Here is a 26,684-nt window from a genome sequence, read left to right as displayed (position 1 = left end):
GTCAGTCCGATTTCGGAGCAATGCGATTGACGTGCCCCATCTTGCGGCCTTCGCGGGTTTCGGACTTGCCGTAGAGATGGAGCCGCGCGCCCGGGTCCTTCAGAATATCCGTCCAGGCATCGACATCGAAGCCAATCAGGTTTTCCATGACGGCATCCGAGTGCCGTTCAGCCGAGCCGAGCGGCCAGCCAGCCACCGCACGGATATGCTGGTCGAATTGCGATGTCAGGCAGGCATCCTGCGTCCAGTGCCCGGAATTGTGAACCCTCGGCGCAACTTCGTTGACGAGCAGTCTTTCGCCGGTCCCGTCCCGGACAAGGAACATCTCGACGCCCATGACACCGACATAGTCGAGGCCGTCGACAATCTGTCCGGCCATTTCGCGGGCGGTCTCCGCCGTCTGGGCGGAAACGCCGGCCGGGATCGTGGAAGTCTTGAGGATGTGGTTTTCGTGGTGGTTGCGCGCGATGTCGAAGCTGCGGGACGTGCCATCGAGATCACGGGCAACAATCACCGAGACTTCGCATTCGAAGGGGATCAGCGCCTCCAGGACGGCCGGCACCGCGCCGATCCGGTCAAACGCACCGTCGGCATCGCCAGGCTGGCGGATCATCATCTGGCCCTTGCCGTCATAGCCGAATCGCCGGGTTTTCAGAACGCCCTTGCCGCCGAAATCCTTCAGGGCGTTGTCGAGGTCCTGTTGCGAATTGATGTCTGCAAAACCGGCAATCGCGATGCCGGTCTCCGACAGGAAGCGTTTTTCAAGCAGACGATCCTGGGAGACTTCCAGCGCACGCACTCCGGGGCGCACCGGGACTTTTGCATCCAGATGGGCGGCGGTTGGGCCGGGCACGTTCTCAAATTCATATGTGACGACAGACACGGCGTCCGCGAACCGGTTCAGCGCATCGATGTCCTCGTATGGCGCGATGGTGAAGGTCGCGCTGACATCGAAGGCAGGGCTGTGCGGATCCGGGCAGAAGATATGGGTCTTCAGACCGAGACTGGCGGCGGACTGAGCAAGCATGCGGCCAAGCTGGCCTCCGCCAAGAATACCGACAGTGTCGCCCGGGCTTAGCCGTTTGTCGCTCATCTTCGATGTCTCGTGTTTGTGGTTTCAGAGATCGTCTGCCGGAAATTCGGCGACAGCGGCAGTGCGTTCGGCGCGGTAGGCGTCAAGCGCGGCCTCGATTGCAGGATCGCCAAGCGCGAGCACGGCTGCTGCAAGCAGTCCGGCGTTCGTGGCACCGGCCTTACCGATGGCAAGCGTGCCGACCGGAATACCGCCGGGCATCTGCACGATCGAGAGCAGGCTGTCCTCGCCCGACAGCGCCCGGCTTTCCACGGGGACGCCAAACACGGGTAGCGGCGTCAGCGCGGCGGTTATGCCGGGAAGATGGGCGGCGCCGCCGGCCCCAGCGATGATCACCTTGAAGCCTTCGGCCTTCGCACTCTTGGCGAAATCATACATGCGCTGAGGCGTGCGGTGTGCGGAGACGATCCGCGCTTCGTAGCTCACACCAAGCTGGTCGAGCGTCTCAGCCGCGTGTTTCATCGTCGGCCAGTCCGACTGGCTTCCCATTATGATCGCGACATCCGCATTTGCCATTGCTTGCTCCACAGGCCCGGGGCTCAGAAAGGCGCGGAGTATAGGCAGAGCGCCCAGCATCGCAACCCCGGAATGGCGCGGATGCGAACAAAAAAAGCGCTCAACCGGCTGAACCCGGTTGGTCCGCCCTCGCGAAGGTTATGCGATGATATCCGGGAACAGCTGATCCTCCAGGGCCGAAATGCGATCCTTGATCAGAAGTTTCTTCTTTTTCAGCCGCTGAAGCTGCAATACGTCATGGTTCGATGTTGCCGCAAGCGCCTCCACGGCGACGTCAAGGTCCCTGTGTTCCTGACGAAGCTGCGCAAGCTCCATTCGCAAAGCATCCGTGTCCATTTGGCCCTCTGTTCCCCAACGCCCAGGAATCAAGTCCTAGTCTATTTTGCCCGTCGCGGGCAAGATAGCATCTTTCGCAGCCACCAATGCGTCGCGGGCATCGATGCGACGCGGGATGGCTCCACAATTGTCCAATAATTGTACACAGCGTGATTTCCTCAGCCGGCGAAGTAAGCAGGAGCAATTATCGTGCGATTTTAGACAGTTAATCGACGGGCGTTCTTTAAGCTTTTCTAAGGATAGATACATGAATGCGTATTTTGTCGGCGAAATGGATCAGATATGCGGAATCTGCAATCGACAAGGTCAGATTTCATGTGGCACGATGGTAATGTTGAGCCAACAGACAGGAGGTTTATCCATGTCAATGCAGTCGCATCTCGAAGAACTTGAGCGCCGTCACGCGGAAATGAAGCGCAAAATCGAAGACGCTCTGATGCACCCGAGTACAGACTCACTGGAATTGGCCGACATGAAAAGACAAAAGCTCAAGATCAAGGACGAGATTGAGCGAATAAGGCATGACAAGACCCTTCACTAGACAGTTTATATCTGTTTGAGGAAGGTTTGGATCGCCGCACAATGTGCGGCGATTTTGTTTTATCTCACAGCTGTTTCGCCTGTTCGCGCAAGGCAAATTTCTGGATCTTTCCGGTCGACGTCTTGGGCAACTCGCAAAAGACCACTGTTCTTGGCGCCTTGAAGTTGGCCATGTGCTCGCGGCAGAACGCGATCAATTCCGCTTCCGTGATATCCGATCCGGCGGCAAGCTCGACAAAGGCGCAGGGTGTTTCTCCCCATTTCTCGTCGGGCCGGGCGACGACGGCAGCCGCCTGAACGGCCGGGTGTTTGTAGAGCACATCTTCAACCTCGATTGACGAGATATTCTCGCCGCCAGAGATGATGATGTCCTTGGACCGGTCCTTGAGCTGGATATAGCCGTCGGGGTGCATGACGCCAAGATCACCGGAATGAAACCAGCCGCCTTGGAACGCATCCGACGTGGCATCCGGGTTTTTCAGATAGCCTTTCATGACCACATTGCCGCGGAACATCACTTCGCCGAGGGTGGTGCCGTCGGCAGGCACGGGGTCCAGCGTTTCCGGATCGAGGACTTTCAAGTCCTCCAGCGCAACGTAGCGGACCCCCTGGCGGGCCTTTTTCTGGGCCTGCTGTTCCAGCGGCAGGGCATCCCAGTCCGACTTCCAGTCATTGACAACCGCCGGACCGTATACCTCGGTCAGACCGTAGAGGTGGGTAACGTTGAAGCCGGCCGTTTTCATCGCCGCAAGCACGCTTTCGGGGGGCGGCGCGGCGGCGGTAAAGAACTCGACCTCGCGCTCCAGATCCCGTTTCTGCTCCGCTGGAGCATTCAGAAGCGTGGACATGATGATCGGTGCACCGCACAGATGCGTGACGCTTTCGTCCGCGATCAGGTCCCACATAGACTGGGGCCGGACCCAGCGGAGGCAGACATGGGTCCCGGCGACGATGGAGATCGACCAGGGAAAACACCAGCCGTTGCAGTGGAACATCGGCAGCGTCCAGAGATAGACCGGGTGTTTCGCCATCGAGGCGGTGATCACGTTGGCCTGTGCAAGCAGATAAGCGCCCCGGTGGTGATAGACGACGCCCTTCGGATTCCCGGTCGTCCCGGAGGTATAGTTCAGGGTAATCGCATCCCATTCATCGTCCGGAAGCGACCAGTCGAACCCGGGATCTCCGGATTGCACGAAGTCTTCATAGTCCAGTGTTCCGAGCCGCTCACCGTCCTGCGGAAATTCCGGGTCGGAATAGTCGATGACCACCGGGTTGACGGTTGCGATCGACAGGGCCTCCTTCATCACGGGTGCATATTCGCGGTCCGTGATCAGGACTTTGCAGTCGGCGTGATCCAGTTGAAACGCAATGACGGCCGCGTCCAGGCGCGTATTCATCGAATGCAGTACCGCCTTGGTCATCGGGACGCCGTAGTGGGCCTCGAGCATCGGCGGGACGTTGGAGAGCATCACGCTGACAGTGTCGTTCTTGCCGATGCCAAGCTTCGACAGGGACGAGGCAAGCTGACGCGAGCGGCGGTAGAAGGTCCGGTAATCCGTCCGCTGGTTGCCGTGAACGATGGCGATCTTTTCCGGAAAGACGTCGGCCGCACGCGCCAGAAAACTGAGCGGGCTCAGCGCAGCGTAGTTTGCGGTATTCTTGTCGAGCCCCTGTTCGAAGGGGCTGAGACCGGCATCCATGACTATCCTCCCAGCTATTGCCCTGTTTAGGGTCAGGACTCATTAATTTGGACGAATTGGTAGAGATGAATTTGTTCGGATACGAGGCGCAAAGCTGCAGGAAACCGTCCGGTTTCCAAAGATTTGTAACGACGTTGCCGGGCAAATTCACTCTATCCTGAAGGGACGCAAAAACGGCTTCGGTCTGCTTCGTCAAACCGCTCAACAGGGCAGGAAGCCCGCTTGTCGCGCTTTTCCTTGCAACTCGTCGCCGTTTGCTGCGCCAATTCAACCAAATTAATAAGTCCTGATCCTAGGTGATGGACCCATAAATGAGGCCGAAATGGTTTGAGGTGGCTTGCTTCTCGTCAAGGAGCGGAAGCGCAGGAAATGCGGCGCATTTTCAAGCCTTTCGCAACGCCGAAGAGGCGCAAGCCGGTCAAATCCGAAGGACATGGAAATGGTATCACCCCGTGGCGTCAGCGTGCTTGACCGGGCAGGAAGCCCGCTCCGCACACTCTTCCTGACGGGATTTCGCCATTTCGCATGCCATTTCAGTCTCATTTATAGGTCCATCACCTAGACTATCAAATCCGGAAATGCCTCGCCGCGCAATCTCCCGTTAGAGTTGGAAGCAGGCTAGGCGAGCAGGTTCGTGAGACCGTCATAGGTCAGCTTCGCACCAATCAGACCCATGAACACATAGATGAGTTTGTAGAATGTGTCGGCATTGATGACCCTGATCAGGCGCACGCCCGCAAGGGTCGCGACGAGGGCGAGCGGCATCAGCACGGCCGATGTGGCCAGGTTCGTCGTGTCGAACTGACCGAGAAAGAAATAGGGAACAACCTTGATCGCGTTGACTGTCGCAAAGAAGATGACGGCCGTGCCCGCGAACAGCAGCTTCGGCATTCTGAGCGGAACCGTGTACATCTGATAGGGCGGCCCGCCGGTGTGGCTGATGAAGCTGGTAAATCCGGCAATGCCACCCCAGAAGAAACCCCAGACCGGCTTATGCCCGCTGGCCGTTTCCTGCTTGCGCCGTTTGAAAACATAATCTGCGACGAAGGCAAGAGAGGTCACGCCCACAAGGAGCGTGATGAAATTGTCGTTGACATAAGCCGCCGCTGCCCAGCCGATGACAATGCCGACAACGGCGGCCGGCAGCATGATCGCTAGGCAGGTCCAGTCCGCGCGGCCCCGGTAGGCGAGCAGCGCGACCACATCCATCAGGAGGAGGATCGGCAACATGATCCCGGCCGCCTGGATGGGGGAGATCACCAGTGTCAGGATCGGAACCGCCAGCATCGCCAGCGTGCCGCCGAAGCCGCCCTTGGAAAGGCCAACCAGAATGACGGCGGGAAACGCGGCGAAATAGAACCAGGGATCGGCAATGGGCAGCATTTGAAGGAAGGACTGTCTCGGTGACGGGATCGGAGGCGGGAAACAAGCACGCCAGAGAGATTACGTAAAGACCCGACCACCTAATTGCTTACGCCAGCCCACTTGCATTTCCGTATTGTCTTACAGCAGTGTAGTCACAAATTGCCGAGGCGGCTGTTCGGGAGGATTTGACATGGCAAGCCGGTATCACGAGGTCTACCAGGGCTGGAAAGACGATCCCCATGGGTTCTGGAAGGCGGCTGCCGCCGAGATCGACTGGATTTCCACGACGGACACGGTCTTCGATCCGGATCAGGGGCAATACGGCCGATGGTATCCGGACTGGGAGTGCAACACCTGTTACAACTGTCTCGACAGGCATGTGGAACGCGGGCGGCCCGGTCAGCCCGCGCTTATTTACGACAGCCCGATCACCGGCAGGCAGGCAACCTATACATTCGAGGAGTTGCTCGATGAAGTCGAGGCCTTTGCCGCTGTCCTCACCGACAAGGGGCTGACGAAGGGCGATCGTGCGATCATCTACATGCCGATGATCCCGCAGGCGGTGATGGCGATGCTCGCCTGCGCGCGGCTTGGCGTCATTCACTCCGTCGTTTTCGGCGGGTTCGCGGCCAACGAGCTGGCGACCCGGATCGACGATGCCTCGCCCAAGGCGATTATCGCGGCCTCCTGCGGTATCGAACCCGGACGGGTGATCGCCTACAAACCGCTTGTCGACAAGGCAATCGAACTGTCCACGCACAAGCCGGCCTCCTGTTTCGTGTTCCAGCGCGAGGAACTGGAAGCGGAGATGACGGAGGGCCGGGATCACGATCTCGGACACCTGATGGACGAAGCCAGGGCGGCGGGCCGGAAAGTGGCTCCGGTGCCGGTGAAGGCAACAGACCCGCTCTATATTCTCTACACTTCCGGCACCACCGGGCAGCCGAAAGGCGTTGTCCGGGACAATGGCGGTCACATGGTTGCCCTGAAGTGGTCAATGAGCAATCTCTACGACATTCAGCCCGGCGAGGTGTTCTGGGCGGCATCGGATGTCGGCTGGGTCGTCGGCCACTCCTACATCTGCTATGCGCCGCTGCTTCACGGCTGCACCACGGTGCTGTTCGAAGGCAAGCCGGTCGGTACGCCGGACGCGGGTGTGTTCTGGCGCGTCATATCGGAACACAACGTCGCGTCCCTCTTCACCGCTCCGACAGCATTCCGCGCGATCCGCAAGGAAGACCCGGAAGGCGAACTGATCAAGAAGTACGACCTGTCTCAATACAGGTCTCTGTTCCTAGCAGGCGAGCGCGCCGATCCGGAAACGGTCAACTGGGCCATCGATCAGCTGCAGGTGCCAGTGATCGACCACTGGTGGCAGACCGAAACAGGATGGTGCATCGTCGGCAATCCGCTTGGTCTCGGCCAGCTGCCGGTCAAGCCCGGTTCACCGACGGTGCCGATGCCGGGCTACGATGTCCAGGTGCTTGACGATGCGGGGCACCCGCTGGGCGCGAACACGCTGGGCAACATCGTCGTGAAACTGCCGCTCCCACCGAGCGTGCTGCCGACGCTTTGGAACGCCGACCAGCGCTTCTTCGATGCCTATCTTGCCGAGTTCCCCGGCTACTACAAGACGTCCGATGCGGGCATCATCGACGAGGACGGTTATCTTTCAATCATGGCGCGGACCGACGACATCATCAACGTGGCCGGACACCGCCTTTCCACAGGCGGCATGGAAGAGGTTCTGGCGACGCATCCGGATGTTGCCGAGTGCGCCGTCATCGGGATTGCGGACAAGCTGAAAGGGCAGTTGCCCTGCGGTTTCGTGGTGCTGAAGTCAGGCGTCGACCGCGACCATGCCGATATCGAGAGCGAACTTGTGAAACTGGTGCGCGAGAAGATCGGTCCGGTGGCTGCCTTCAAGATCGCCATTACGGTGGAGCGGCTGCCGAAAACGCGGTCGGGCAAGATCCTGCGCGGAACCATGCGTCAGATTGCTGATGGGGAAAGCTACAAGATGCCGGCAACCATCGATGATCCGGCGATCCTGGATGAAATCACTGACGCATTGAAATCACACGGAATTTCCGCCTGAGGATCGAAACTTCCCTTACTGGAGGGACGGATCGGCCATCGACAGCGCCGGTTTTGAGACTTATGGTCGGGCGCGCGTGCGCCCGTTCCGGTGCCGCTTTTGGTCAGTAAACCGTGAGGTTTTTCGTGTCTTTGGAAAATAAGGTTGCGATCGTTACCGGTGGAGCCAGAGGAATCGGTTTCGCCATCGCCAAACGCTTTGTGAGCGATGGTGCCAAAGTGGTCGTCGCAGACATTGACGACGCGGCGGGCGAGGAAACGGTCGAAGATCTCGGCAGCCTCGGGGATGTGACATACATCCATTGCAATGTCGGCGAGCGTCTGGACGTGCGCAACATGGTAGCCGAGACGCTCAACGGGTATGGCGACATCGACATTCTGGTCAACAATGCCGGCATCGTCGGAGGAGCCGACTTCCTGGAGCTGGAGGAAGAAGATTTCGACCGGATCTTATCGGTCAATCTGAAAGGTGCGTTCCTGTGTTCGCAGGCCGTTGCCCGGCACATGGTCGAGAAGGTCGAAAATGGCGGTGAACCCGGCTGCATCATCAACATGTCGTCGATCAACTCGGTGCTCGCGATTCCGAACCAGATTCCCTACTGCGTTTCCAAGGGCGGGGTGTCGCAACTCACCAAGGTAACCGCGCTGGCGCTGGCTCCCCACGGGATCCGGGTCAATGCGATCGGACCGGGGTCGATCATGACGGACATGCTGGCGGCGGTAAACAGCGATCCGGCCGCGAAGAAACGCGTGATGTCGCGGACGCCGCTCCAGCGCATCGGCGAACCTTCCGAGATTGCCGGAGTTGCCGCGTTCCTCGCGTCAAAGGACTCAAGTTACGTCACAGGTCAGACGATCATGGCCGATGGCGGCCGGATGCCGCTCAACTATACCGTTGCGGTCCCAGACGACGACTGAAGCGGTGTGCCTGCTCTCGCAGGCATTGAGGAACTCAATGCGATGGCCGCCGGTTCTGCCGGCGGCCATTTCCTGTTCTGGCCTGCGCCCGGAGGCCTGTCAGTGGGTCAGTTGATCTCCTGAACCTTCATGACCAGATCGGGCCAGTTTCTCTGGTTCTCGATGTCATGCTCCAGACCCTGCTCGTCGGCGATGGTGAACCGCTTGACGGCAGGTGTCTTGCTGGTTGCCTGATAGAGCCAGTAGGCTTCCGCCTTGAGTGCGTCCTGGATCGGCCGGTCGATGGATTCATAGACCATCTGCTTGCACGCGTTGATGGATTCAGCAGGGAAGCTGGCTATGCGTTTTGCCAGATTGTCGACGTAGTCGCCGATCTCGTCCGGGTCCAGCGCCTTGTTGATCGTGCCCATTGCCTCGGCTTCATCGGCGTCGAAGTCGCGGGCGCTGAGGATGATCTCAAGGGCCCGGCCGAGGCCCGTCTGGCGGGCCATGCGCGACGCGCCGCCGCCGCAGGGGAGGATACCCATGCCGACTTCCATCTGCATGAACTTGAACTTGCCGCGAGCCGCGAAGCGCATGTCGAGGGCCAGTGCCAGTTCATGGCCGCCGCCGCGTGCGAAGCCTTCCAGCTTGGCGATGGTCGCCTGGGGCACCTTGCTGATGCGCTCACAGACCGCCTGCAGATCGAGGAGTTCAGCTTCATCGCGGGAAACGGCCTCGGTCGACATGTCTTTCAAAAGTTCCGTGTCGTAGTGACAGACCCAGATCTCGGGATTGGCCGACTGGAAAACGACCACCTTTGTTTCCCGGTCTCTCTCAAGCCGCATGGCCAGGCTGTTCAGGTCGGCCAGCATTTCCTGACCCTGTACGTTCACGGTGCCGAAATCGAAGGTCACCGTTGCGATTGCATCTTCCACCTTCACGTCGAAGGTTGTGAAATTATCGTATTTCATCGAGACGATCCTTGTCCAAAAGCGATGCTTGGGTTCGTTCCCGGCAGTCTGATCCAGGACGGCTCAGCGCCGGGAGGAGGGCCCGGCGCGTCACACCACAACAGCTAATTCAATCGGCTTTTCGATTTAATCCGGTAATTACTGGTTTCAGAAATTCGATTTCGTTATGAATAAGGAGCCAAGCGACCCTTGCCCCTGCGAAGAGCCGCAGCAAACAGGTTCATTCCCGGGCGCAGAAGCCGGGTCGCAGCTGCAGGTAGCCCGTTCCCGGGTTGACGTTCTGAAGAACCGCCCGATCCAATCGAAGAGGACTGAATTGTTGGACACGGATTGCATAAGACTGTTCGTGCTTGCGGCCGACATGCTGAACATCAGCGCTGCGGGGCGCGAGCTAGGATTGGCGCAGGCGGTGGCAAGCGCCCGTCTGTCCAAACTGGAAAGACAGGTCGGTTCCGATTTGCTGCACCGCTCGACGCGCAAGGTGTCCCTGTCGCTGGAGGGGGCGGAATTTCTGCCCTTTGCCAGGGAAATACTGGCTCAGGAGGACGCTTTCCACGCCGCGCAGGGGCACCATGGCAAGGAGATCAAGGGGACCTTGCGCTTCGCGGCGCCGAGTTCGTTCGCGCAGCTCTTCATTGCGCCTGTTCTTGGCGAGTTTCTCGACAGGTATCCGGAAATTGATCTTCAATTGCGGTTGTCCGACACGCAGATGGACCTGATCGAGGGCGCCTTCGATCTGGCGCTGCGCAACTACGCGATCGAGGACAGCAGCCTGAGGGCTCGTAAACTGGCCGATGACAGGCGTATCCTTTGCGCATCGCCGCAATATCTTGCGCATCGCGCGCCTCCGGCCGTACCTGAAGACCTTCGCACCCACCGCCTGCTGGTGTTCCGGGACGGCCCGCCGCGAAAGCTTGAAGCGAATGAGACCGGGGCCGCTGCGACGTTCCCCCCGCCGGGTTCTGAAAACCGGCTGGTTTTCGATGACGGCACCTGCATGCGGGTCGCGACCGTGAACGGGGCTGGCATCTCGATGAACTCGTACTGGAGCGTCTACGAAGATCTCAGGAAGGGGAGCCTGGTGCGGGTATTGCCTGACTATGAAGTCCGGGACGGATCTGCCATCTGGCTGGTTTACCCGCGCTCAAACGTGCTCACGGCCAAGGTCCGGGTCTTCATCGATTTCCTGGTTGAGAAAATCGGCAGGCCCCCGGTCTGGGAAACCGGAAACCTGATCTGCCCCGCTGCAGATCGTCAGGCCGGTTGTTTCTGTGTTTCCGCACCAAACTGGAGGCGGGCAAGTTTGGCATAAAGACCGCCGGCGGCACTCAGTTCCGCGTGGGTTCCCGATTCGACAATGCGTCCGTCTTCCATGACGACGATCCTGTCGGCCTTCAACACGGTGGCCAGACGGTGGGCGATGACAAGTGTGGTGCGGCCTTCCATCAGCCGTTCGAGGGCCTTTTGAACCAGATTTTCGCTCTCGGCATCGAGTGCGCTGGTTGCCTCGTCGAGCAGCAATACGGGGGCGTTTCTCAGAACCGCGCGGGCAATTGCGATCCGCTGGCGCTGACCGCCGGAGAGCGTAATACCGCGTTCGCCCACGAGGGTGTCGTAGCCGTCAGTCATGTTTTCAATGAACGGAGCGGCCAGGGCGGCATTGGCTGCGGCAACAATTTCGTCACGTGAAGCGTCGGGCCGGCCATACGCAATGTTCTCGGCAACCGACGCGCCGAAGATCGCCGTGTCCTGTGGGACCAGCGCGATATGGCTGCGCAGATCCACCGGGTCGAGTTCCTGCAGCGAGACGCCATTCAGGCGAATGACACCGGACGTCGGGTCGTAGTACCGCATGAGCAGGCTGAAGAGGGTCGATTTGCCGGCACCGGAGGGGCCGACGACCGCAACGGTTTCCCCCGGAGAGACCTGGAGTGTCAGATCGCGAACCACAGGCATGGTCTCGCTGCTGCGATAGGCAAAGGAAACGTTCTGAAAGGCAATGTCGCCCCGCCTGGTTTCCGGCAGTTTTGCCGGAACGGCAGGGGCCTTGATCTCGGGCTCGATTTCAAGAAGCTCAGACAGGCGTTCTGCTGCGCCGGCGGCCTGGGACAGTTCTCCCCAGACCTCGGAAAGGGCGGCCAGTGAGCCTGCGGCCAGGATCGAATAGAGCAGGAACTGGCTGAGTTCGCCGCCGGTGATCCGGCCGGCAAACACGTCGCTGGCGCCGATCCACAAAACGGCAACAATGCTGGAGCCGATGACAAAGATGGCAAACCCGGTGAGGGCGGCCCGTGCCACGATGGCCTGGCGCGCGGCGGTGAAAGCCGCTTCGACGGCGGATGTGTAGCGGTTTGCGCTGCGCTGTTCGTGCGTGAAGGCCTGTATGGTTCGAACGGACCCCAGCATCTCACTGGCATAGGCCGATGCATCCGCAAGCGTGTCCTGGGCGAAACGTGAGCGTTTGCGCACCTTTCTGCCAAACCCGAGGACCGGAACCAGAATGATGGGGATGGCGGCCAGAACAAAAATTGAAAGGCGCGGGCTGGTTACGACCATCATGACCGAGGCACCGGCAAACATGATCAGGTTGCGCATGGCAAGCGACGCGCTTGCGCCGAAGGCGGCCTTGATCTGGGTGGTGTCGGCGGTCAGCCGCGACAGGATTTCACCGGATTTCGCACTGTCGTAAAAAGACGGGCTGAGGCGGGTCATGTGGTCGAAAACGTCCGACCTGACCTCGGCAACAACGCGCTCGCCCAACCACATGACCAGGAAATACCGGACGGAGCTGGCCATCGCCAGCGCGCAGACAACGCCGATCAGGACTGCAAAGTAGGAATTGACGAGAGCAGGATCGTCTGCTCCGAAGCCATAGTCGATCATCCGGCGCACGGCCGCCGGAAGTACGAGCGTGATCACGGCAGCCGAGAAGAGGGCCGCAACGGCGGCCGCGACCATGCCCCTGTGCTTGGTGAGATAGGGCAAGAGGCGCGTGAGAGGTCTCAGCGAGCGCCGGGCTCTTTTCCCGTTTTCCTCCAGCTCTGATGCAATAGCGTCCGCCAACCGGCTTCTCCTCCTTGCCTGCGCGCTGCGGCGCGGCCCACTCCGTCTTTATCATGTTCTTTCGCGTGCACAATGCCTGTCGCACCGATGCATGCATCGCAATCTGCCGCAAAGCCGGGCTTGCGTCCTTGATCAATGCCAAAGCCCGATTGCAGGAATTTGCCCCTTGTCTTGCCTGCCACCTTGGGGTATATCCCCGCCTCAGTTTCTGAGGGCGGCGTCCGCATCCGGATCGGCGGCCCTTTATCTCGTTTTGCGCCGGCAGGTGAAGCTTTTCTGAAAGGCACGCCTTGGCGCTTGAAAGGACCGGTCATGAAAGCGGATATTCATCCCGACTACCACACCATCAAGGTCGTCATGACCGATGGTACAGAATTTACCACGCGCTCCACATATGGTGCGGAAGGCGACACGCTGCAGCTCGACATCGATCCGACGTCCCATCCGGCATGGACCGGTGGCGACCGTCAGCTGATGGACCGCGGTGGCCGCGTGTCCCGCTTCAAGAACAAGTTCGCGGGTTTCCTCGGCTCTTAAGTGCCGCGGCCACTGCCTTGAACATGAAAACCCGGCCTATGGCCGGGTTTTTTTTGTTTGACCGGGGTCATGCCGGTCCTGCGTTGCGGCAGATGGCAGGCAGTCAAACACGGGCGTTCAAGGGCTGCGATCACTTGTGATGTCCAGCATCCAAGTCCCGATGATCCCCAGGGCCAAGGGATCAATCGTCGTCGGAATGCGGACATATTCCGACACCTTTCCGGTTTCGGTCGGCTGAAAGAGGTGGTTCATTCCCGCAAGCACGAGCGTTTTCGAGCCGGGGTTCCGCAACAGTTCCGTCATCACGCGTGCATTGTGGCGGGCGGAAACCTGCAGATCGTATTCGCCGAAGAGGGCGAGCACGGGAATGTCGAGTGCTTCCAGAAAAGGCCGGGGATCATGATGGGCGTAGGCGGCCGCCCAGGGCGTCGACCACAGATCCACATTTTCGCGCAACTGGCGGCGGGTCGCGCCGGCTCGGCGGAACACGCGCGTCAGGTCCCGGCGAATGTCCTGCGGCGGCCTTGCCGACCGGAGCACGGATACCATCTGGTCAACCGCAATGAGCTGTCTCTCGATTTCGTTTTCCGGCACACCTTCCGCCCGGGCTATATCGGCGACCTGCGTTGCCATGACATCAGGCAGCAGGGGAAGTGCGGGGGCAGCCAGCAGAACATGGAAATCCGCAGGCACGTGCCTTTGGGCGATTGGAGCAAGATAGCCGCCTTCGGAGTGTCCGGCATACCCGGTCTTGCCTTCGGCGATGCGCGGATGCGCCTTCAGGAACCGCAGCGCTGCAGCCGCGTCCGAAGCCAGCTCTTGCGGCGTTACCGAGGCAAAGTCGCCGGTGCTCTTGCCAACGCCCCGATCGTCATATCGAAGCACCGCAAAACCCTGCCTTGTCAGGTAGTCGGAGAGAACCAGAAACGGTTTGTGGCCCGCGATCTCCTCATTCTTGTTCTGCGGTCCCGATCCGGTGATGAGAACAACCCCGGGGACGCGGAAAGTTCCTTTCGGCATCGTCAGTTCCGCGTCAAGTGTGACCTCGGGACTGCCGCCGGGCAGCCTGTGATGTTCTATGTGGTAGTCGCGGGTAACCGGTGTTTGCGGCCGTTCGGTCAATCCGAATGCCGCCAGATACCCTGCAAACGTCGCTGAAATGAGATCGAGTTTCATTTGGACCCCGAATGCCTCGGCGGCTGACCTTGAGGTTTGCCTGGCTTTTTCGCTCCGGTTTCCTTGCGCCAACCGGGAGGCATAATGATCCTTGCTAACCGGGAATTCAGCGGTCCGGGCCTGAGAACATCTTTTACAAGAAGGGCGGTCTCACGAAAGTTGATGATGAAGGGGTTCGACGACCTGACCGGTTCGGTTATGCCGAACTGGACCTTTTCGGTTTCCGCTTCATAAGTTCCGAACATCTTGTCCCAGATGATCAGGATGCCGCCATAGTTCTTGTCCAGATAGACCGGGTTTCTGCCGTGGTGCACGCGATGGTTGGAGGGCGTGTTGAGCACTGTCTCCAGAAACCCGAGCTTCCCGACTTTTTCGGTGTGGATCCAGGACTGATAGGCAATCACGATCGCAAGAGCGGCGATCACCTGTGCAGGGTCGAAACCTGCCAGCACCATGGGAACAAAGAATATCCAGGTAAACAGGGCTTCCATCCAGGCAAGGCGCAGCGCGGTGCTGAAATTGAACTCCGGAGAGGAGTGATGAACGCTGTGATAGGTCCATAACAGGCGAACGCGATGTTCACATCTGTGCATCCAGTAATATGTCAGGTCCGCAGCCAGGACCGCGAGAAGCCAGGACCACCAGGACAACGGAATGCTTGCGACGGCGAGCGTTTCCGCTGCAAATATCGCGACAACGAACACGGCACCGAATGCCAGGCGCTCCAGGATCGTGTTGACGATCGAGATGAAAATGTTGGCGCCGGTTTCACGAAGTGACTTCCGGTATCCGGAAAAAACATCCCAGGCCGTCTCGGATACCAGCAGCAACAGGAATACGAGACCGGTTATTTCGATAACCGTGAACACGGGATCCATGGCGCTCAGGCGGATTTCAAGATTGTCAAACATCGCTTGCCTCAATAAAAAACGAACGTTCGTACGTTAGTTAGTGAGCTGCCGGATGAATTGCAAGTCGGATCAAAACCTGAAATGTGAAACACTGGGAAGCCGGGAGTGAACCTCAATCGGGTAACGCAAGCAGATGGTGCAAGACCAAACAAACAAGCTGGCGCGCGCGGACAAGTCCGAACTGCGCCGCCAAAGGATCATTGAGGCGGCGGCGACGCTGTTCATCTTGAAAGGCTTTCATCAGACAGGCATGCGCGACATTGCCGGTCAGGCAGGAATTAGCCTCGGAAATCTCTACAATCATTTCAAAGGCAAGCACGAGATAATTGCGGCCATCGCCGAGATGGAGACAGCCGAGATGGAGCCGCTTCTGGACCTCCTTGAGACGCCAGGGGCAAAGGGCAGGGACGTGCTGATCCCGTTCGCCAAAGCCTATTTCAGGACCTGTTCCCTGCCGGAAAATGCAGCCCTCAGTGCCGAGATCATTGCCGAGATTTTCCGTAATCCCGAGACTGGAAGGGCATTTTCAGGAACCAGAAAGCGCCTTGTCACAGCGCTGGAGCCACATTTGCCCGAGACCTTTTCAAATCGCGCAGCAGCGGCCGGTCTTGTCCTGGATCTGATCGAACGGGCGGGCCAGAGCGCAGCCGGAACCAGTGACCGCGCCCACAAAGACATTGAAACCGCCCTTTTGGAAATGCTGATGCGGACTATCGAGCCGGTGTGATCCGACGCCGCGGGTGATTGCCTGCACCTTGACGGTTTTGCTTCTCCGTCGGCGCAGATGCAAAAAAGCCGCCTCGCGGCGGCTTTCTCAACTCAGTTCCTGCCCGGCCGGATCAGCCCAGCTTGGCGAATGCCGCGTGGAGCTGGTTGAGCTGTGAGGCGACGGGGTTGTCATTGATGGCTGCTTCTTCTGCCATCTCTTCCTCGCCCTTGCGGTACAGCATCTTGTCGAGATGCACGACGCGCTCCTGCAAGCGCGTGGAGCGTTCGATCAGGTCGCGCAGGGTATGCGGGAGTTCGTCCCAGGAGGGGCCGCCGGTGGCGCTGCTGAGCTTGTCGAGCCGCACCTTGTTCTTTTCGCTGCCGGCCTGTTCGCGGGACATTTCGCCTTCATTCACGGCACGCTGCAGCAGAAGCCAGGATGCCAGTTGCATCAGGCGTGTGGTCAGGCGCATGGATTCTGTCGCGTAGGCAAGAGACGCGGGGCGGGGCAGTTGCTTTGCTTCTTCCCGGCCTTCGCCGTCGAGATACATGGCGGTCTCCTCGACGAGAGACATACCTTCCTGAAACAGGTTCTGGAAGTTGTCCGAGTTTGCCAGATGGTGCGCAATATGCACCGCACTTGCAGGACCTTCGGCTTTTTTGTTGTCTTCCGTCATGGGATCACTACGCCTCATCTACTCTTCCGGTTCCATGCGCATCCACATTGTGTGTCCCGGGTCGAAACATCTTTTCAAAGATGTCCCGTATCGGAACGGAACGCGCTGTGTTGCCGTATACCGAGCAAACGCCATGCCAGACTGCTGCGCGATCGGCAGTTAACCAGAACCATTTGAGGATACTATGCGTGCGGAGCAAAAAAAAGAGCCGCACGGTTGCGGCTCTGAGTCTTTAACAGGGAGGCGTCAAACAGAGTGGACAGGAGCCACTCAAATCCAGATGACTGGATGAACTTATTTATACTTTGGAAAGATTAATGAGTGGTAAACGCGTAAAAATTTACCTAGCTCATTTACCAGAAATGCGGCAAAGAGCTGATTTAATTCAAATTTATTGCCAAAAATATCGAGCTAATCAGCGAAATACAGAGTTGGCGGCATCGCGAATAGTGCTGCGTTGCTCCAATTCCTGCCGGGTACGGTTAATTTCTTCCGTAAGTGCCGAAATGCGCTCTGACAGCTCATCTTCCGATAATCGTGCCAAATCTTCTCCGACCGTGATCTTGCCGGCCTCCGGCTTTTTGGGGATATCTTCGTCAAAAAGGCCCATCGTTTCGCTCTCCGATCCGTCCTCCAAACAAATCCACAACCGGATTTTCCAATCCGTCTTTCCTTTCAGTGGGCTGACGGCATATTTACCATAGGCTACACAGGTAACCGCCCGCCAGTCCCAAAATGAGCCAACAGGAATGGTTTTGATGCAGAATTTGCCGGACGAAATGACAGCCGTTGCAATTTCAGAACCCGGAGAAGCGGATGTTCTGATATTGGAAAGGCGCCCGCTGCCGGAGCCTGGCCCGGACGAGATCCTGATCAAGGTGCACGCCGCCGGCGTCAACCGCCCTGATGTTCTTCAGCGCAAGGGCGCCTATCCGCCCCCGAAAGGCGCGTCCGATCTGCCGGGTCTCGAAGTCGCCGGCGAGATCGTGGCCTGCGGCGCGAACGTTGAACGCTTCAACGTTGATGACCGGGTGACGGCGCTTGCGCCCGGAGGCGGCTATGCGACCTATTGCAAGGTGCATGCGGGTCATGCGCTGCCGATCCCAATGGGCATGTCCATGATCGAGGCGGCTGCGCTCCCCGAAACCTTTTTCACGGTCTGGACGAATGTGTTCGACCGTTGCGGTCTGGTTTCCGGCGAACGGTTTCTGGTTCATGGCGGCACGTCCGGCATCGGCACGACGGCAATCCAGCTGGCAAAGGCGTTCGGCGCGGAAGTGTTCACGACGGTCGGTTCCGATGAAAAGGCGGAGGCCGTGCGGGCGCTCGGCGCAGATCATGTCATCAACTACCGGGATGCCGCCTTTGAAAAGGTGGTCCTGGAGGTGACGGACGGCGAGGGTGTCCACGTCATCCTCGACATGGTGGGCGGTGACTATGTGGAGCGGAACTGGAAGGCGGCGGCGGTTGAAGGCCGCATCTGCCAGATCGCGACGCTCAATGGTGTTGCGGAGAGCGTCAACTTCTCCCGCCTGATGGTCAAGCGGCTGACGCATACCGGTTCGACGCTGCGTCCGCGAAGCGATGCCTTCAAGGCCGCCATTGCCGAAAGCCTGGAATCAAGGGTCTGGCCGCTGATCGAGGCCGGGAAAGTGAAGCCGGTTATGGATTCCACCTTCCCGCTTGAAAGGGCGGCAGATGCGCACCGGCGGATGGAAAGCTCTGGACATATTGGCAAAATCGTCCTGACGATGGATGCGTGAACGGCGTTCAAATTCCGTGGAAACAGCCGGTCGCGGAACCTATTTGCGTTTCCGCGGCGTTCGGCATATATTCGCGCCACTTTCCATGAAATAGAACCAGAACACCGCTTTTTCGCCCTGCCGGGCGGGGGAGCACACGAGAGGAATTTATCCGATGGCGAACACGCCGCTAATGCCGAAGGCCACCGCCGTCTGGCTCGTGGACAACACGGCCCTGAGCTTCACGCAGATCGCATCGTTCTGCAAATTGCACCCGCTTGAAGTCAAGGCGATTGCCGATGGTGAAGCGGCCCAGGGCATCAAGGGTCTGGACCCGATCCTGACCGGCCAGCTGACACGCGAAGAAGTCGAAAAGGCGCAGAACGATCCCAAGTACCAGCTCAAGCTTCAGGGGTCGAAGGTTGTGGTGCCGGAATCGAAGCGCAAGGGACCGCGTTACACCCCGGTGTCGCGCCGGCAGGACCGTCCGAATGCGATCCTGTGGCTCGTGCGTAACCATCCGGAAATGAAAGACGCCCAGATCATGCGTCTTGTCGGCACCACCAAGCCGACAATTGCCGCGATCCGCGACCGGACCCACTGGAACTCGGCCAACCTGACGCCATCCGATCCTGTCACGCTGGGCCTGTGCAGCCAGCTCGAACTGGACATGGAAGTGGAAAAGGCCGCGAAGAACGCACCGCAGCCTGTGGCCGGCGAACCCGTCGAAACGCTGATGCCGGTCGAGGACAGCACCAGCGAAGACGCGATTGCGGCCGCCTTCTCGCTTGATCCAAGCCAGCCGGTCCGGCGCGAAGAGGAAGAGGAAATCGACGCGGATGCCGTTTTTGCGAAGCTCAACTCGCTGAAAAGCGACGATGAAGCGGAAGCTTCCGGGGAGGAGCCTGCCCAAGAAGCAGCGCCTGACGAAGAGGACGCCAAGTAAGGCCCTCCTTACACTGACGAATGCCGAGACCGCCGGTTGGAGACAGCCGGCGGTTTTGTTTTTGGTGCGGAAGAGAGAACGCCGTGTTGGCCGGCTCACGTTGAAAAGCATTCGCGGTTCGAACCGGGTTCAGTCCAGGTAATACATCTCTACCTTTCGGGAGCTTTTGTCGCTGGCGGCCCTGTCGAAAAGGGGCGTGTCGGAAGCGTCCTTTGCACCCGAAATGGCATAGCCTTCAGCGGGGAGGTTGTGCTTCATGTCAAAATCCCGGTTTCCGTTCTCGTCGTGGAACGCAACAACTGCATAGCGGCCCGATGTCAGTCGCGGAAACGTGGTTGTCATATTGCCAGGCGAAGCAGGGATCTCATGGTAGCCGGCGGCATTCGCATATTCAGACGCGTTAAAGGCATCGGCGTCATTCATGACAATAATGATTACATTCCCGTTGCCGTTCCGGACGCCTTCAACCGTAACCTCCAGACCCTTGACTGCGTTCGTGTTTTCGTTTGTCTCTCCGGAGCGAACAAGACTGGCGGTGAATGCGCCGACGATCAGGATTGCGGCGCTGATCAGGATTGCCGAGAGGCGTTGCTTTGCGGTTGCCATCACGTGTCCCGTCTTCCTTGTTTCTGTGTTCCGGACTTGTCTTTCGGCAGCCATCCCGGCGGTTTCACCAGCACCTGAAACTTGTTGGCCAATCCGGGCATCTGCCAGGCATCCCTGAAGAGGCGGTGGAATCCGTGAAGGAAGGCTACCAGCGGGTTCACCGAATTGATCGGATGCACCAGGCCGTAGGTGACCTTTTCTTTTTCTTCCTCGAAGGTGCCGAACATACGATCCCAGATGATGAAGATGCCGCCGTAGTTCTTGTCGAGATAGTCCGCATTCGAGCCGTGGTGCACCCGGTGATGGGAGGGGGTGTTCATGACTGCCTCGACCGGGCGAGGCAGTTTGCCGACCGCTTCCGTATGGAGGGCCGTCTGGTAGACCTGAACGATCACTTCCGCAAACAAGACAACAATCGGATTGAATCCGAGCAGGACCAGCGGCAAATGAAAGAATACCGGCCAGAAGCTGTCCATCGGGCCGAAGCGGTAGGCGACGGATATGTTGAAGAAGGGCGAGGAATGGTGAACCGAGTGGGTTGCCCAGCCGAGGTTGACCCGGTGCAGAAAGCGATGCTCCCAATAATAGACAAGGTCTGCCAGAACGACACAGATCAGCACCGTCAGCCAGTTCACCTCAATGTCGAATATCGCGAATTGGAAGACAAAGTAAAACGCGGCAACATAGAACGCGCCGAGCGCCAGCACCGTGATCCCGATGAAGAGCGCGAGCGTGACGTAGTTGGTCATCGTGTCTGCAACCAGCGTCCAGCTCAGTTTCCGGAAAATCTTGTAGCGGATCATTTCGAAAGCCAGAAACGCTAGCGCCAGGACAAAGAACCAGTCGTTAATGAAGACTTCCAGCTCCAAAAGCCATTCGGTGCTGAGAGGGGAAAGCAGGAATTCCAAACCTGTGCTCCAAAATTATCAATCTTGACAATTAAATGTGCGTGCTTATATTGATTGTCAAGATGGAAAATTTATTGGAGGAAGGTTTTGGCACGGCCGGAAATCAAGGATGACCGCCGGGAACAGATCCTGGATGCATTCGAACAGTGTGTCGCGCGGTATGGCCTGGAGGGAGCGACACTGGGCAAGACGGCGGAGTTTGCCGGACTTGCAAGGCCGCTCATCCGGCACAATGTCGGCAACAAGGAAGACCTTCAGGACGCATTGGTGCAGCGGTTCCTTCAGCGCAGCAAAACGGCGATGGACGAGCTGGTGGCATGTCTGCCGGACGAGAACCGCCTCGATACGCTGCTGGATATCCTGTTCGACCCGCGCGGCGCCAACCCGCAGCTTGTCCTCGTGTTCAATGCTCTGAGCGCGGCTGCGCCCGGAGATCCGGCGCTGGCAAAGCAGCTGCAGCGGTGGCTGACCGATTTCGTCACCCGTCTGGAGGCCGTGCTCGTGCAATGTTGTCCGCGCGCGCCGGCTGCGTTGGTGGAAGCGGTCGCCGCGGGACTGACGGGCATCTATTTCAATGTCGAGGCTCTTTATCCGATTGGCCTTTCTGAACGGTTCGCCAAGTCTTCGAGACAGGCAGCAAAGATGCTGGTGATTGCGCTGGAGGCCGCCAATGAATGATTTTTTGCGTTTGCAACCGGGTGCCTATTTCAGCCAGGACTGGCTGGAACACGAACGTGCGTCGCTCTTCCGCGATGCCTGGGCGTTCGCCGGCACGAGCCGGGATTTCAAAGAGCCGGGAGATTACCGGCTCGTAGAGATCGGAGCCTCCACGGTTCTTGTCATTATGGACAAGACGGGGCATCTCAATGCCTATCACAACTTTTGCCGGCACCGCGGTGCGACCCTTCTGGACGATACGTCAGGCAATGCGGGCGGCATGATCGTTTGTCCGTATCACCGCTGGACCTATGGTCTCGATGGCGCCCTGCGCGGTGTTCCGGACATGCAGAGCTGCTTCGCCGATCTGGACCGGGCCAAGCTCAATCTGAAGCCTGCCTCTGTGGGTGCTTTCAAGGACCTTGTGTTCGTCAACCCGAACCCGCTAGCGCGCTTTGAGGACTGGATCGAACCGATCAGGAGCCTAGCCTGGCCGCATGATCTTTTTGCCCATGACGTGAAGGAGGCGGTGCCGCTGGTCTATGATCTCAAGTGCAACTGGAAGGTCTTTGCCGAAAACGCTCTGGACGGCTATCACCTTGCCTATCTTCACGAGAAAACGCTGGGTGGACCGAAACCGGACGGAAATATCTGGGAACGGGCCGGCGATCACATGATCTGGTATGCAAACGAGGAGGGGGTGCGGCACCGGCTGCCTCAGAAGATCCGCGAGGAGTCCGGTTCGCTGGGCGTCATCGCAAGCGCATCCGAAACGGGGTATGGCGGTGTCTATTTTCTTTTCCCGCTCACGCTGATCGTGCCGACGCCCTACGGGTTCTCGGTCAGTTCGCTCAAGCCCTATGCTCCTGCGAAGACGCGACTGGAGATCCGCCAATGGGTCGGACCGTGGCAGTGGTCGGACGAGCGCGGCTCCATTCCCGGCTACGACAAGAAGACGGGCGTCATTTCCTCCGACAACTGGACCAGTCCGGCGCTGGAAACCGGTGACTTTCAGACCGAGGACGTCTGGATATGCGAAAAGACCCAACGCGGCCTGGAGATGCCCGGTTTCGAATTCGGGCCAATCTCCCGTGGCCCCGGCGCGGAAGACCCGATCCGGTGGTTCCAGGAAAGCCTCGCCAGACACATGGACCTGAAGCCCACGGAGGCATAGCGTTTCTGAGGTAGGCGGCTTTTGCAGCGCTTTGTAAAAGAGCCGGGATCAGCTTCTCGTTCGTTCGCGGAAAGAAAGATTGCTTTCTGACCCGAGCCCGTAGCGAATACAGCAGAAGATCGCTACGAGGCTCAGCAAGAGCCAGAGCCCTCCCCAGAACAGGGTCGTCCCACCGAACTCCTCGGCAAGCATATAGGCGTCGGACCGCGCACCGGACCGGCGAATCGTATCGTCGAATATGTCGTAGGGCACATAGATGATGCTCGACAGACCGATCACGCGCAGCACCATGTCATTGACCGGTCGGCTCAGGTAGCGTGCGATCGCAAGCATGCCAAGGCCGGTCGCTCCACAGAACAGGAGCGCAAACCAGTCCCGGACGTAAAGGATCGTCACCAGCAGGGTCAGGCAGCCGAAGATCGCCAGGACAGCGCGGTCAGCCTCCGTTCGCAGTGCAATGACCAAAAGCGCGATGCCGATCACGAGCGAACCCAGATAGCCTGCGGTGAGGGTGATGAAGCGGTTGCCGCCCCGCGAAATCACGTGACCGCCCTGGTTGGGAGATACTGACAGGTCAATCACCGACCCACCGGTCAGCACCGTGGCGATGGCATGCGCCAGCTCATGCAGAAACACGATCAGGATCTTGAGCGGAATGACGACCGGCGTGTTCCAGAAAACGAAGAGCACCAGCGTGATCGCGATGAGTTGCCAATGACCTTTGAGGAGCTGCATGAGAGTGATTGGACATGGGGCGGGGGTGAAGTCAAGCGGACAGTCCTGCTACTGCCTGCATGATTGCTCTTGGTCTGCTTGAGGCGCTATCACAGCCCGCGTTCGATCCACCAGGTTTCATTGAAGTAGTCGCCACTCAGCTTTTCACGTGCTTCGTCCGTCGACCAGTCGTCCGTCCCCATCAACTCCTCGATCAGGTCGAACCACTGGTCCGCAAGGTCTTCGGGCAGTTTCCGGCCGCTCCATGGGCAATGGCTGATGGTACGCATGGCGGGGCCCCATGTCTCCTTGAGAGCGAAGCGGCGGATGGATGGATCGTAGAGAACCGGCACCTGCGGATCGCAGGCCTTGGTGAGCAACTCGGGGAAGCTTTCAAACAGAACGGATTTGCGCGGGTCGAGGCCAAGCTGCTCCAGGACATGCCGGTTGTCGATTGCGATGCCGGTCAGGGCGCGGTCGTGATAGGCGTCCCATGCCTTTTCCTCTTCCGTTTCCACAAACGGCAGTTTCCCGCCGCGATCGGCGGCTTCTTGCTCGGCCCTTTCACGTTCGGCTTCCTGCGCTTCCGCCGCCTCGCAAAACGCGGCGTGAAGCTCAAGCCCGCGGCGCAGAAGAACGGTGTCACGTTCGATCGTCCGTTCCCATGGCTCATCGGTCGTCATCGGGTCGGGGATTTCAGTGTCTTTGCCTGACATGCTCTCTCCTGTTCGGATGCCGACCCCTCAAGCGCTACTTCCCGTCTTCTCGAGCGATGCGGTCAATGAATTCGGTGAGCGCCTGATCGTCGATTTCTGCGGTTTCCCCTTGAGCGGGGAAACTGCCGGAGTGGACTGCTTCCTTGAAGGCGCTGAGGGCGGACCGGCGCTCCGCACGAATCTGCTGCTCAAGCGCGTGAATGTTACCGAATGCCCTCGCATGTCTTGGACGGGTCGTATCTTCCCCGCAAATATCGTTTTGAAACAGGTAAATGACGTCGCCGCCGCTTCCCGATCCAAGCGACATGGTGACCAGCGACGTGCGGCGGCTTATTTCTTCCATCACGGGGGCCGGAATGACTTCCGCCTCGACGGAGAATGCGCCCGCGTCTTCCATCCGTCTGAACGCTTTCCAAAGCTCCACGGCCTCGTCTGCCGTCCGCCCGATCGCGCGCAGCCCGCCATGCCAGCCGGATCTGCGCGGCACCAGCCCGAGATGGCACATCACAGGGATCTGCTCTTTCGCCAACAATTCCACGATATGAGGGCCGCGCGCGGTGTAGACCGAGTCGGCGCCGTCCTTCATGGCCTTGAACGCGGCGTTCAGGACATCGGTCCCGGTCGGGAAATCGGGCAGCGCGATGGCGGCGGTGAAAAAGAGATGCGGCGCGCCTTCGCGGGCTGCCTTGGTATTCTGGGCATTTCCCATGATCAGGTCGATGCCGGCATCCGCAGCCGCCGCAGCCTCTTCAACGGAGTTTGCCGTCGTCTGTGTCAGCTTCCGCTTCCCCTTGAGCGCGAGAATGTCTGCGGCTGTGTGGTTGCGAAGCGAAAATCTGGCGTCCCAGTCGTATATGCGTTTCATGGCCGATTCGTCCGGATTTGTCTTGAAACTGGTAGCGGCACCTTAACAGGATTGAGCCGTGTCCTGTCACGCGTGACCATGCAATCCTCAGTGGGATCGATTTGATTTTCCCGGCCATACATATACAGAATTGGCCATGCCCATAGATCAGACCGACACCGTCCGGATCGTTGTTCTCGTTACGCCGCACTTCAACGTGTCGGCGACGACATCGTTCATCGATCCGTTTCGCGTTGCCAACTACCTGACCGGAACGTCCCTGTTTTCCTGGACCTTTGTCTCCGATCGTGGCGGACCGGTCTCCTCAAGCAGCGGCCTGAGCGTCGATACCAAGGCCATTGCCGATGCGGATGCGGTGAAGCCGGACGTGGTCCTTGTCAGCACAAGCTGGACCCCGGAGCGGCACTACACGGACCGGGTTCTCGGACCGCTGAAGAAATGGGCGCGGGGGGGAGCGGTCGTCGGCGGGCTCGACACCGGTGCGTTCGTGCTGGCGAAGGCAGGTCTGCTTGCGGACAGGACAGCCACCGTGCACTACGAACACATCGACGCGCTGATCGAAGTTGCCCCGGACACGACTGTCTCCGAGGATCTCTACGTCATCGACGACCGGTTCTTCAGTTGTTGCGGCGGCTCGGCCTCGACCGACCTTGCGTTGCATTTCCTGCGAAACTATTCGGGCGTCAGTGTTGCAAACGCCGCGTCCAGGTACCTTTTCCATCATCAGATTCGGACCGAAGGACATTCGCAAAATCCCAAGGGGACCGAACCGACAGGGTACGCGACGCCGGGCGCTGTCAGGCGTGCGATCGATCTGATGGAGCAAAATCTCGAGGACCCGCTGTCCATCCCCGACATCTGTGCGCGCCTGGGTGTGTCGCAACGCCAGCTCAGCCGTCTTTTCGGACATTATGTGCGCCGGTCGCCGGTTGAATACTACCGCGATATCCGGCTCGACCGGGCGCGCGGGCTCGTGACGCAGACGGAAATGAAGCTCAGTGAAATTGCCGCAGCGTCCGGCTTCAACAGCCAGGTACATTTCAGCCGGTCCTACAAGAAGCGGTTCGGGTTGTCGCCAGGGAGCGATCGTATCGAAGGCCGTGTGCCATTCGAATTCCGTGCCTGGCCGATGTACAGTCCCAGGCCGGGTCCTCACGAGACGGAACAGTGAACTTCCGTCCGTTCGCCGGCACGCGTTCGGACTATTCTTCCAAGGATCGGTTACTTGCAGCGGCGGCTTTCCTGTTGCGCAGATAGTGCCTTGCGGCCTTTGCCCTGTTGCCACAGCTCTCCATGCTGCACCAGGTCCGCCTGCTGTTCTTTGTTTCATCAATGAACAGCCAGCCACAGTTGTCACCGGGGCACATCTTGAGGCGGCCGCGCTCCCTGGGGTCGGCCAGAATCGAGATTGCGGAGGCCGCCAAAAGACCTTCCAGCAAAGGCAGTGAACCTTGTTCCGTGCCAAAATCCAGCTCTTTGACCGCGTTCAGGCTGCCGGAAGCCCTTGATTCAAGCAATGCAGCCCGGAGATCGCTTCTGAGACCCTTGAGCTCTTCCAGCGTACCGGCACAACACGCGTCTATCCCGAGCGTGCGCAGCCAAACGTCCAAATCATCCGGGCTTTTCAGCTTTTCGTGCGCCACATGATCATTTGCCGTCCAATCGGCGGTGTTGACAAAGTCAAGCGCCAGGCGTCCGCCGACAGGCCGAACGGGATGTCCTTGGGAATAGCTCATGTGAATTTCTAACCCCTGCACCGGTTGACA

Annotated in this window: 28 protein-coding genes; 11 read left to right on the top strand and 17 right to left on the bottom strand. The window is 59.1% G+C overall.

Annotated features, from left to right (window positions below):
* Position 1: 1 nt before the first annotated feature.
* From RBB49_RS18260 to RBB49_RS18250, 3 genes are all read right to left on the bottom strand, one after another.
* The gene (locus RBB49_RS18260; RefSeq protein ID WP_306144301.1) at positions 2-1,093 is read right to left on the bottom strand and encodes a 5-(carboxyamino)imidazole ribonucleotide synthase; all 1,092 of its coding nucleotides are present in this window, start codon (positions 1,091-1,093) and stop codon (positions 2-4) included.
* A 24-nt stretch (positions 1,094-1,117) separates the two neighbouring features.
* A complete protein-coding gene (gene purE / locus RBB49_RS18255) occupies positions 1,118-1,609 on the bottom strand; it encodes a 5-(carboxyamino)imidazole ribonucleotide mutase (RefSeq protein WP_306144300.1) in 492 nt (163 codons plus the stop codon).
* A 138-nt stretch (positions 1,610-1,747) separates the two neighbouring features.
* On the bottom strand, positions 1,748-1,945 hold the full coding sequence (locus RBB49_RS18250) for a YdcH family protein (protein WP_306144298.1): 198 nt from the start codon (positions 1,943-1,945) through the stop codon (positions 1,748-1,750).
* A 361-nt stretch (positions 1,946-2,306) separates the two neighbouring features.
* Between RBB49_RS18250 and RBB49_RS18245 the strand changes: the two genes are divergently transcribed.
* Complete coding sequence (locus tag RBB49_RS18245; RefSeq protein WP_306144297.1) at positions 2,307-2,486, top strand: YdcH family protein; 180 nt, start codon at positions 2,307-2,309, stop codon at positions 2,484-2,486.
* Positions 2,487-2,550: 64 nt separating this feature from the next.
* On the opposite strand, the gene RBB49_RS18240 is transcribed toward RBB49_RS18245, so the two are convergent.
* Positions 2,551-4,185 (bottom strand): acyl-CoA synthetase, encoded by a 1,635-nt coding sequence (locus RBB49_RS18240; protein ID WP_306144296.1) that lies wholly within the window; start codon positions 4,183-4,185, stop codon positions 2,551-2,553.
* Positions 4,186-4,803: 618 nt separating this feature from the next.
* A complete protein-coding gene (locus tag RBB49_RS18235; RefSeq protein WP_306144295.1) occupies positions 4,804-5,568 on the bottom strand; it encodes a sulfite exporter TauE/SafE family protein in 765 nt (254 codons plus the stop codon).
* Positions 5,569-5,740: 172 nt separating this feature from the next.
* Between RBB49_RS18235 and RBB49_RS18230 the strand changes: the two genes are divergently transcribed.
* Together RBB49_RS18230 and RBB49_RS18225 are read left to right on the top strand one after the other, a co-directional pair.
* Positions 5,741-7,648, top strand: a complete 1,908-nt coding sequence (locus RBB49_RS18230) for a propionyl-CoA synthetase (protein ID WP_306144294.1) — start codon at positions 5,741-5,743, stop codon at positions 7,646-7,648.
* A gap of 125 nt (positions 7,649-7,773) precedes the next feature.
* Positions 7,774-8,565, top strand: coding sequence for an SDR family NAD(P)-dependent oxidoreductase (locus tag RBB49_RS18225; protein ID WP_306144293.1), 792 nt, complete (start codon positions 7,774-7,776; stop codon positions 8,563-8,565).
* Positions 8,566-8,672: 107 nt separating this feature from the next.
* On the opposite strand, the gene RBB49_RS18220 is transcribed toward RBB49_RS18225, so the two are convergent.
* A complete protein-coding gene (locus RBB49_RS18220) occupies positions 8,673-9,518 on the bottom strand; it encodes an enoyl-CoA hydratase/isomerase family protein (RefSeq protein WP_306144292.1) in 846 nt (281 codons plus the stop codon).
* A gap of 316 nt (positions 9,519-9,834) precedes the next feature.
* Between RBB49_RS18220 and RBB49_RS18215 the strand changes: the two genes are divergently transcribed.
* Complete coding sequence (locus RBB49_RS18215) at positions 9,835-10,830, top strand: LysR family transcriptional regulator (RefSeq protein ID WP_306144291.1); 996 nt, start codon at positions 9,835-9,837, stop codon at positions 10,828-10,830.
* On the opposite strand, the gene RBB49_RS18210 is transcribed toward RBB49_RS18215, so the two are convergent.
* Positions 10,773-12,476 carry an ABC transporter transmembrane domain-containing protein gene (locus RBB49_RS18210; protein WP_306144343.1) on the bottom strand — a complete coding sequence of 568 codons (1,704 nt, stop codon included), beginning with the start codon at positions 12,474-12,476 and terminating at the stop codon, positions 10,773-10,775. The genes RBB49_RS18215 and RBB49_RS18210 overlap by 58 nt on opposite strands.
* Before the next feature lie 417 nt (positions 12,477-12,893).
* Here RBB49_RS18210 and rpmE point away from each other — a divergent pair, with 417 nt between their 5' ends.
* Complete coding sequence (gene rpmE, locus RBB49_RS18205) at positions 12,894-13,118, top strand: 50S ribosomal protein L31 (RefSeq protein WP_008196026.1); 225 nt, start codon at positions 12,894-12,896, stop codon at positions 13,116-13,118.
* A gap of 117 nt (positions 13,119-13,235) precedes the next feature.
* Here rpmE and RBB49_RS18200 read toward each other — a convergent pair whose 3' ends face one another.
* Together RBB49_RS18200 and RBB49_RS18195 are read right to left on the bottom strand one after the other, a co-directional pair.
* Complete coding sequence (locus RBB49_RS18200; protein ID WP_306144289.1) at positions 13,236-14,294, bottom strand: S9 family peptidase; 1,059 nt, start codon at positions 14,292-14,294, stop codon at positions 13,236-13,238.
* Positions 14,291-15,205 carry a sterol desaturase family protein gene (locus tag RBB49_RS18195; protein WP_306144288.1) on the bottom strand — a complete coding sequence of 305 codons (915 nt, stop codon included), beginning with the start codon at positions 15,203-15,205 and terminating at the stop codon, positions 14,291-14,293. The genes RBB49_RS18200 and RBB49_RS18195 overlap by 4 nt, the downstream gene beginning before the upstream one ends.
* 136 nt (positions 15,206-15,341) lie before the next feature.
* Here RBB49_RS18195 and RBB49_RS18190 point away from each other — a divergent pair, with 136 nt between their 5' ends.
* Positions 15,342-15,932 carry a TetR/AcrR family transcriptional regulator gene (locus tag RBB49_RS18190; protein WP_306144287.1) on the top strand — a complete coding sequence of 197 codons (591 nt, stop codon included), beginning with the start codon at positions 15,342-15,344 and terminating at the stop codon, positions 15,930-15,932.
* Between the two features lie 112 nt (positions 15,933-16,044).
* On the opposite strand, the gene RBB49_RS18185 is transcribed toward RBB49_RS18190, so the two are convergent.
* Both RBB49_RS18185 and RBB49_RS18180 read right to left on the bottom strand, forming a co-directional pair.
* On the bottom strand, positions 16,045-16,590 hold the full coding sequence (locus RBB49_RS18185; protein WP_306144342.1) for a DUF1465 family protein: 546 nt from the start codon (positions 16,588-16,590) through the stop codon (positions 16,045-16,047).
* Positions 16,591-17,005: 415 nt separating this feature from the next.
* The gene (locus RBB49_RS18180) at positions 17,006-17,200 is read right to left on the bottom strand and encodes a DUF1192 domain-containing protein (protein ID WP_306144286.1); all 195 of its coding nucleotides are present in this window, start codon (positions 17,198-17,200) and stop codon (positions 17,006-17,008) included.
* Positions 17,201-17,348: 148 nt separating this feature from the next.
* On the opposite strand from RBB49_RS18180, the gene RBB49_RS18175 reads away from it, so the two are divergent.
* Both RBB49_RS18175 and RBB49_RS18170 read left to right on the top strand, forming a co-directional pair.
* A complete protein-coding gene (locus tag RBB49_RS18175; RefSeq protein WP_306144285.1) occupies positions 17,349-18,353 on the top strand; it encodes an NAD(P)H-quinone oxidoreductase in 1,005 nt (334 codons plus the stop codon).
* A 154-nt stretch (positions 18,354-18,507) separates the two neighbouring features.
* Positions 18,508-19,278, top strand: a complete 771-nt coding sequence (locus RBB49_RS18170; RefSeq protein WP_306144284.1) for a DUF1013 domain-containing protein — start codon at positions 18,508-18,510, stop codon at positions 19,276-19,278.
* A gap of 129 nt (positions 19,279-19,407) precedes the next feature.
* Here RBB49_RS18170 and RBB49_RS18165 read toward each other — a convergent pair whose 3' ends face one another.
* On the bottom strand, positions 19,408-19,884 hold the full coding sequence (locus RBB49_RS18165; RefSeq protein WP_306144283.1) for a DUF2141 domain-containing protein: 477 nt from the start codon (positions 19,882-19,884) through the stop codon (positions 19,408-19,410).
* Positions 19,884-20,792: a sterol desaturase family protein gene (locus RBB49_RS18160; protein WP_306144282.1), complete on the bottom strand. Its 909-nt coding sequence runs from the start codon at positions 20,790-20,792 to the stop codon at positions 19,884-19,886. Before RBB49_RS18160 ends, RBB49_RS18165 begins: the two co-directional genes overlap by 1 nt.
* Positions 20,793-20,879: 87 nt before the next feature.
* On the opposite strand from RBB49_RS18160, the gene RBB49_RS18155 reads away from it, so the two are divergent.
* Together RBB49_RS18155 and RBB49_RS18150 are read left to right on the top strand one after the other, a co-directional pair.
* Entirely contained in the window at positions 20,880-21,470 is a 591-nt protein-coding gene (locus tag RBB49_RS18155; protein ID WP_306144281.1) for a TetR/AcrR family transcriptional regulator, read from the top strand.
* Positions 21,463-22,623: an aromatic ring-hydroxylating dioxygenase subunit alpha gene (locus RBB49_RS18150; RefSeq protein ID WP_306144280.1), complete on the top strand. Its 1,161-nt coding sequence runs from the start codon at positions 21,463-21,465 to the stop codon at positions 22,621-22,623. Before RBB49_RS18155 ends, RBB49_RS18150 begins: the two co-directional genes overlap by 8 nt.
* Before the next feature lie 48 nt (positions 22,624-22,671).
* Here RBB49_RS18150 and RBB49_RS18145 read toward each other — a convergent pair whose 3' ends face one another.
* The 3 genes from RBB49_RS18145 to RBB49_RS18135 form a co-directional block, all read right to left on the bottom strand.
* Positions 22,672-23,358 carry a M50 family metallopeptidase gene (locus RBB49_RS18145; protein WP_306144279.1) on the bottom strand — a complete coding sequence of 229 codons (687 nt, stop codon included), beginning with the start codon at positions 23,356-23,358 and terminating at the stop codon, positions 22,672-22,674.
* Between the two features lie 89 nt (positions 23,359-23,447).
* Positions 23,448-24,053: a hypothetical protein gene (locus RBB49_RS18140; RefSeq protein ID WP_306144278.1), complete on the bottom strand. Its 606-nt coding sequence runs from the start codon at positions 24,051-24,053 to the stop codon at positions 23,448-23,450.
* A 34-nt stretch (positions 24,054-24,087) separates the two neighbouring features.
* Complete coding sequence (locus RBB49_RS18135; RefSeq protein WP_306144277.1) at positions 24,088-24,918, bottom strand: 3-methyl-2-oxobutanoate hydroxymethyltransferase; 831 nt, start codon at positions 24,916-24,918, stop codon at positions 24,088-24,090.
* 136 nt (positions 24,919-25,054) lie between these two features.
* Here RBB49_RS18135 and RBB49_RS18130 point away from each other — a divergent pair, with 136 nt between their 5' ends.
* A complete protein-coding gene (locus RBB49_RS18130) occupies positions 25,055-26,089 on the top strand; it encodes a GlxA family transcriptional regulator (protein WP_306144276.1) in 1,035 nt (344 codons plus the stop codon).
* Between the two features lie 31 nt (positions 26,090-26,120).
* On the opposite strand, the gene RBB49_RS18125 is transcribed toward RBB49_RS18130, so the two are convergent.
* Complete coding sequence (locus RBB49_RS18125) at positions 26,121-26,654, bottom strand: CGNR zinc finger domain-containing protein (protein WP_306144275.1); 534 nt, start codon at positions 26,652-26,654, stop codon at positions 26,121-26,123.
* Positions 26,655-26,684 lie beyond the last annotated feature (30 nt).

Origin of the sequence: Roseibium sp. MMSF_3412, from assembly GCF_030733265.1 — a bacterium.
GTDB lineage: Bacteria > Pseudomonadota > Alphaproteobacteria > Rhizobiales > Stappiaceae > Roseibium.
The sequence above is the reverse complement of the archived record's forward strand: the minus strand, read 5'-3'. Positions and strand labels throughout refer to the sequence as shown.

What these genes read in the sequence shown, in the direction of transcription:
- RBB49_RS18210 (WP_306144343.1), bottom strand. Translation starts at nt 12,476, where the DNA reads ATGGTCGCGGCCGCCGTTGCGGCCCTCTTCTCGGCTGCCGTGATCACG.
- RBB49_RS18220 (WP_306144292.1), bottom strand. Translation starts at nt 9,518, where the DNA reads ATGAAATACGATAATTTCACAACCTTCGACGTGAAGGTGGAAGATGCA.
- RBB49_RS18250 (WP_306144298.1), bottom strand. Translation starts at nt 1,945, where the DNA reads ATGGACACGGATGCTTTGCGAATGGAGCTTGCGCAGCTTCGTCAGGAA.
- RBB49_RS18195 (WP_306144288.1), bottom strand. Translation starts at nt 15,205, where the DNA reads ATGTTTGACAATCTTGAAATCCGCCTGAGCGCCATGGATCCCGTGTTC.
- RBB49_RS18165 (WP_306144283.1), bottom strand. Translation starts at nt 19,884, where the DNA reads ATGGCAACCGCAAAGCAACGCCTCTCGGCAATCCTGATCAGCGCCGCA.
- RBB49_RS18240 (WP_306144296.1), bottom strand. Translation starts at nt 4,185, where the DNA reads ATGGATGCCGGTCTCAGCCCCTTCGAACAGGGGCTCGACAAGAATACC.
- RBB49_RS18130 (WP_306144276.1), top strand. Translation starts at nt 25,055, where the DNA reads ATGCCCATAGATCAGACCGACACCGTCCGGATCGTTGTTCTCGTTACG.
- RBB49_RS18230 (WP_306144294.1), top strand. Translation starts at nt 5,741, where the DNA reads ATGGCAAGCCGGTATCACGAGGTCTACCAGGGCTGGAAAGACGATCCC.
- RBB49_RS18180 (WP_306144286.1), bottom strand. Translation starts at nt 17,200, where the DNA reads ATGGGCCTTTTTGACGAAGATATCCCCAAAAAGCCGGAGGCCGGCAAG.
- RBB49_RS18135 (WP_306144277.1), bottom strand. Translation starts at nt 24,918, where the DNA reads ATGAAACGCATATACGACTGGGACGCCAGATTTTCGCTTCGCAACCAC.
- RBB49_RS18125 (WP_306144275.1), bottom strand. Translation starts at nt 26,654, where the DNA reads ATGAGCTATTCCCAAGGACATCCCGTTCGGCCTGTCGGCGGACGCCTG.
- rpmE (WP_008196026.1), top strand. Translation starts at nt 12,894, where the DNA reads ATGAAAGCGGATATTCATCCCGACTACCACACCATCAAGGTCGTCATG.
- RBB49_RS18145 (WP_306144279.1), bottom strand. Translation starts at nt 23,358, where the DNA reads ATGCAGCTCCTCAAAGGTCATTGGCAACTCATCGCGATCACGCTGGTG.
- RBB49_RS18150 (WP_306144280.1), top strand. Translation starts at nt 21,463, where the DNA reads ATGAATGATTTTTTGCGTTTGCAACCGGGTGCCTATTTCAGCCAGGAC.
- RBB49_RS18185 (WP_306144342.1), bottom strand. Translation starts at nt 16,590, where the DNA reads ATGACGGAAGACAACAAAAAAGCCGAAGGTCCTGCAAGTGCGGTGCAT.
- RBB49_RS18200 (WP_306144289.1), bottom strand. Translation starts at nt 14,294, where the DNA reads ATGAAACTCGATCTCATTTCAGCGACGTTTGCAGGGTATCTGGCGGCA.
- RBB49_RS18175 (WP_306144285.1), top strand. Translation starts at nt 17,349, where the DNA reads ATGCAGAATTTGCCGGACGAAATGACAGCCGTTGCAATTTCAGAACCC.
- RBB49_RS18260 (WP_306144301.1), bottom strand. Translation starts at nt 1,093, where the DNA reads ATGAGCGACAAACGGCTAAGCCCGGGCGACACTGTCGGTATTCTTGGC.
- RBB49_RS18235 (WP_306144295.1), bottom strand. Translation starts at nt 5,568, where the DNA reads ATGCTGCCCATTGCCGATCCCTGGTTCTATTTCGCCGCGTTTCCCGCC.
- RBB49_RS18170 (WP_306144284.1), top strand. Translation starts at nt 18,508, where the DNA reads ATGGCGAACACGCCGCTAATGCCGAAGGCCACCGCCGTCTGGCTCGTG.
- purE (WP_306144300.1), bottom strand. Translation starts at nt 1,609, where the DNA reads ATGGCAAATGCGGATGTCGCGATCATAATGGGAAGCCAGTCGGACTGG.
- RBB49_RS18140 (WP_306144278.1), bottom strand. Translation starts at nt 24,053, where the DNA reads ATGTCAGGCAAAGACACTGAAATCCCCGACCCGATGACGACCGATGAG.
- RBB49_RS18245 (WP_306144297.1), top strand. Translation starts at nt 2,307, where the DNA reads ATGTCAATGCAGTCGCATCTCGAAGAACTTGAGCGCCGTCACGCGGAA.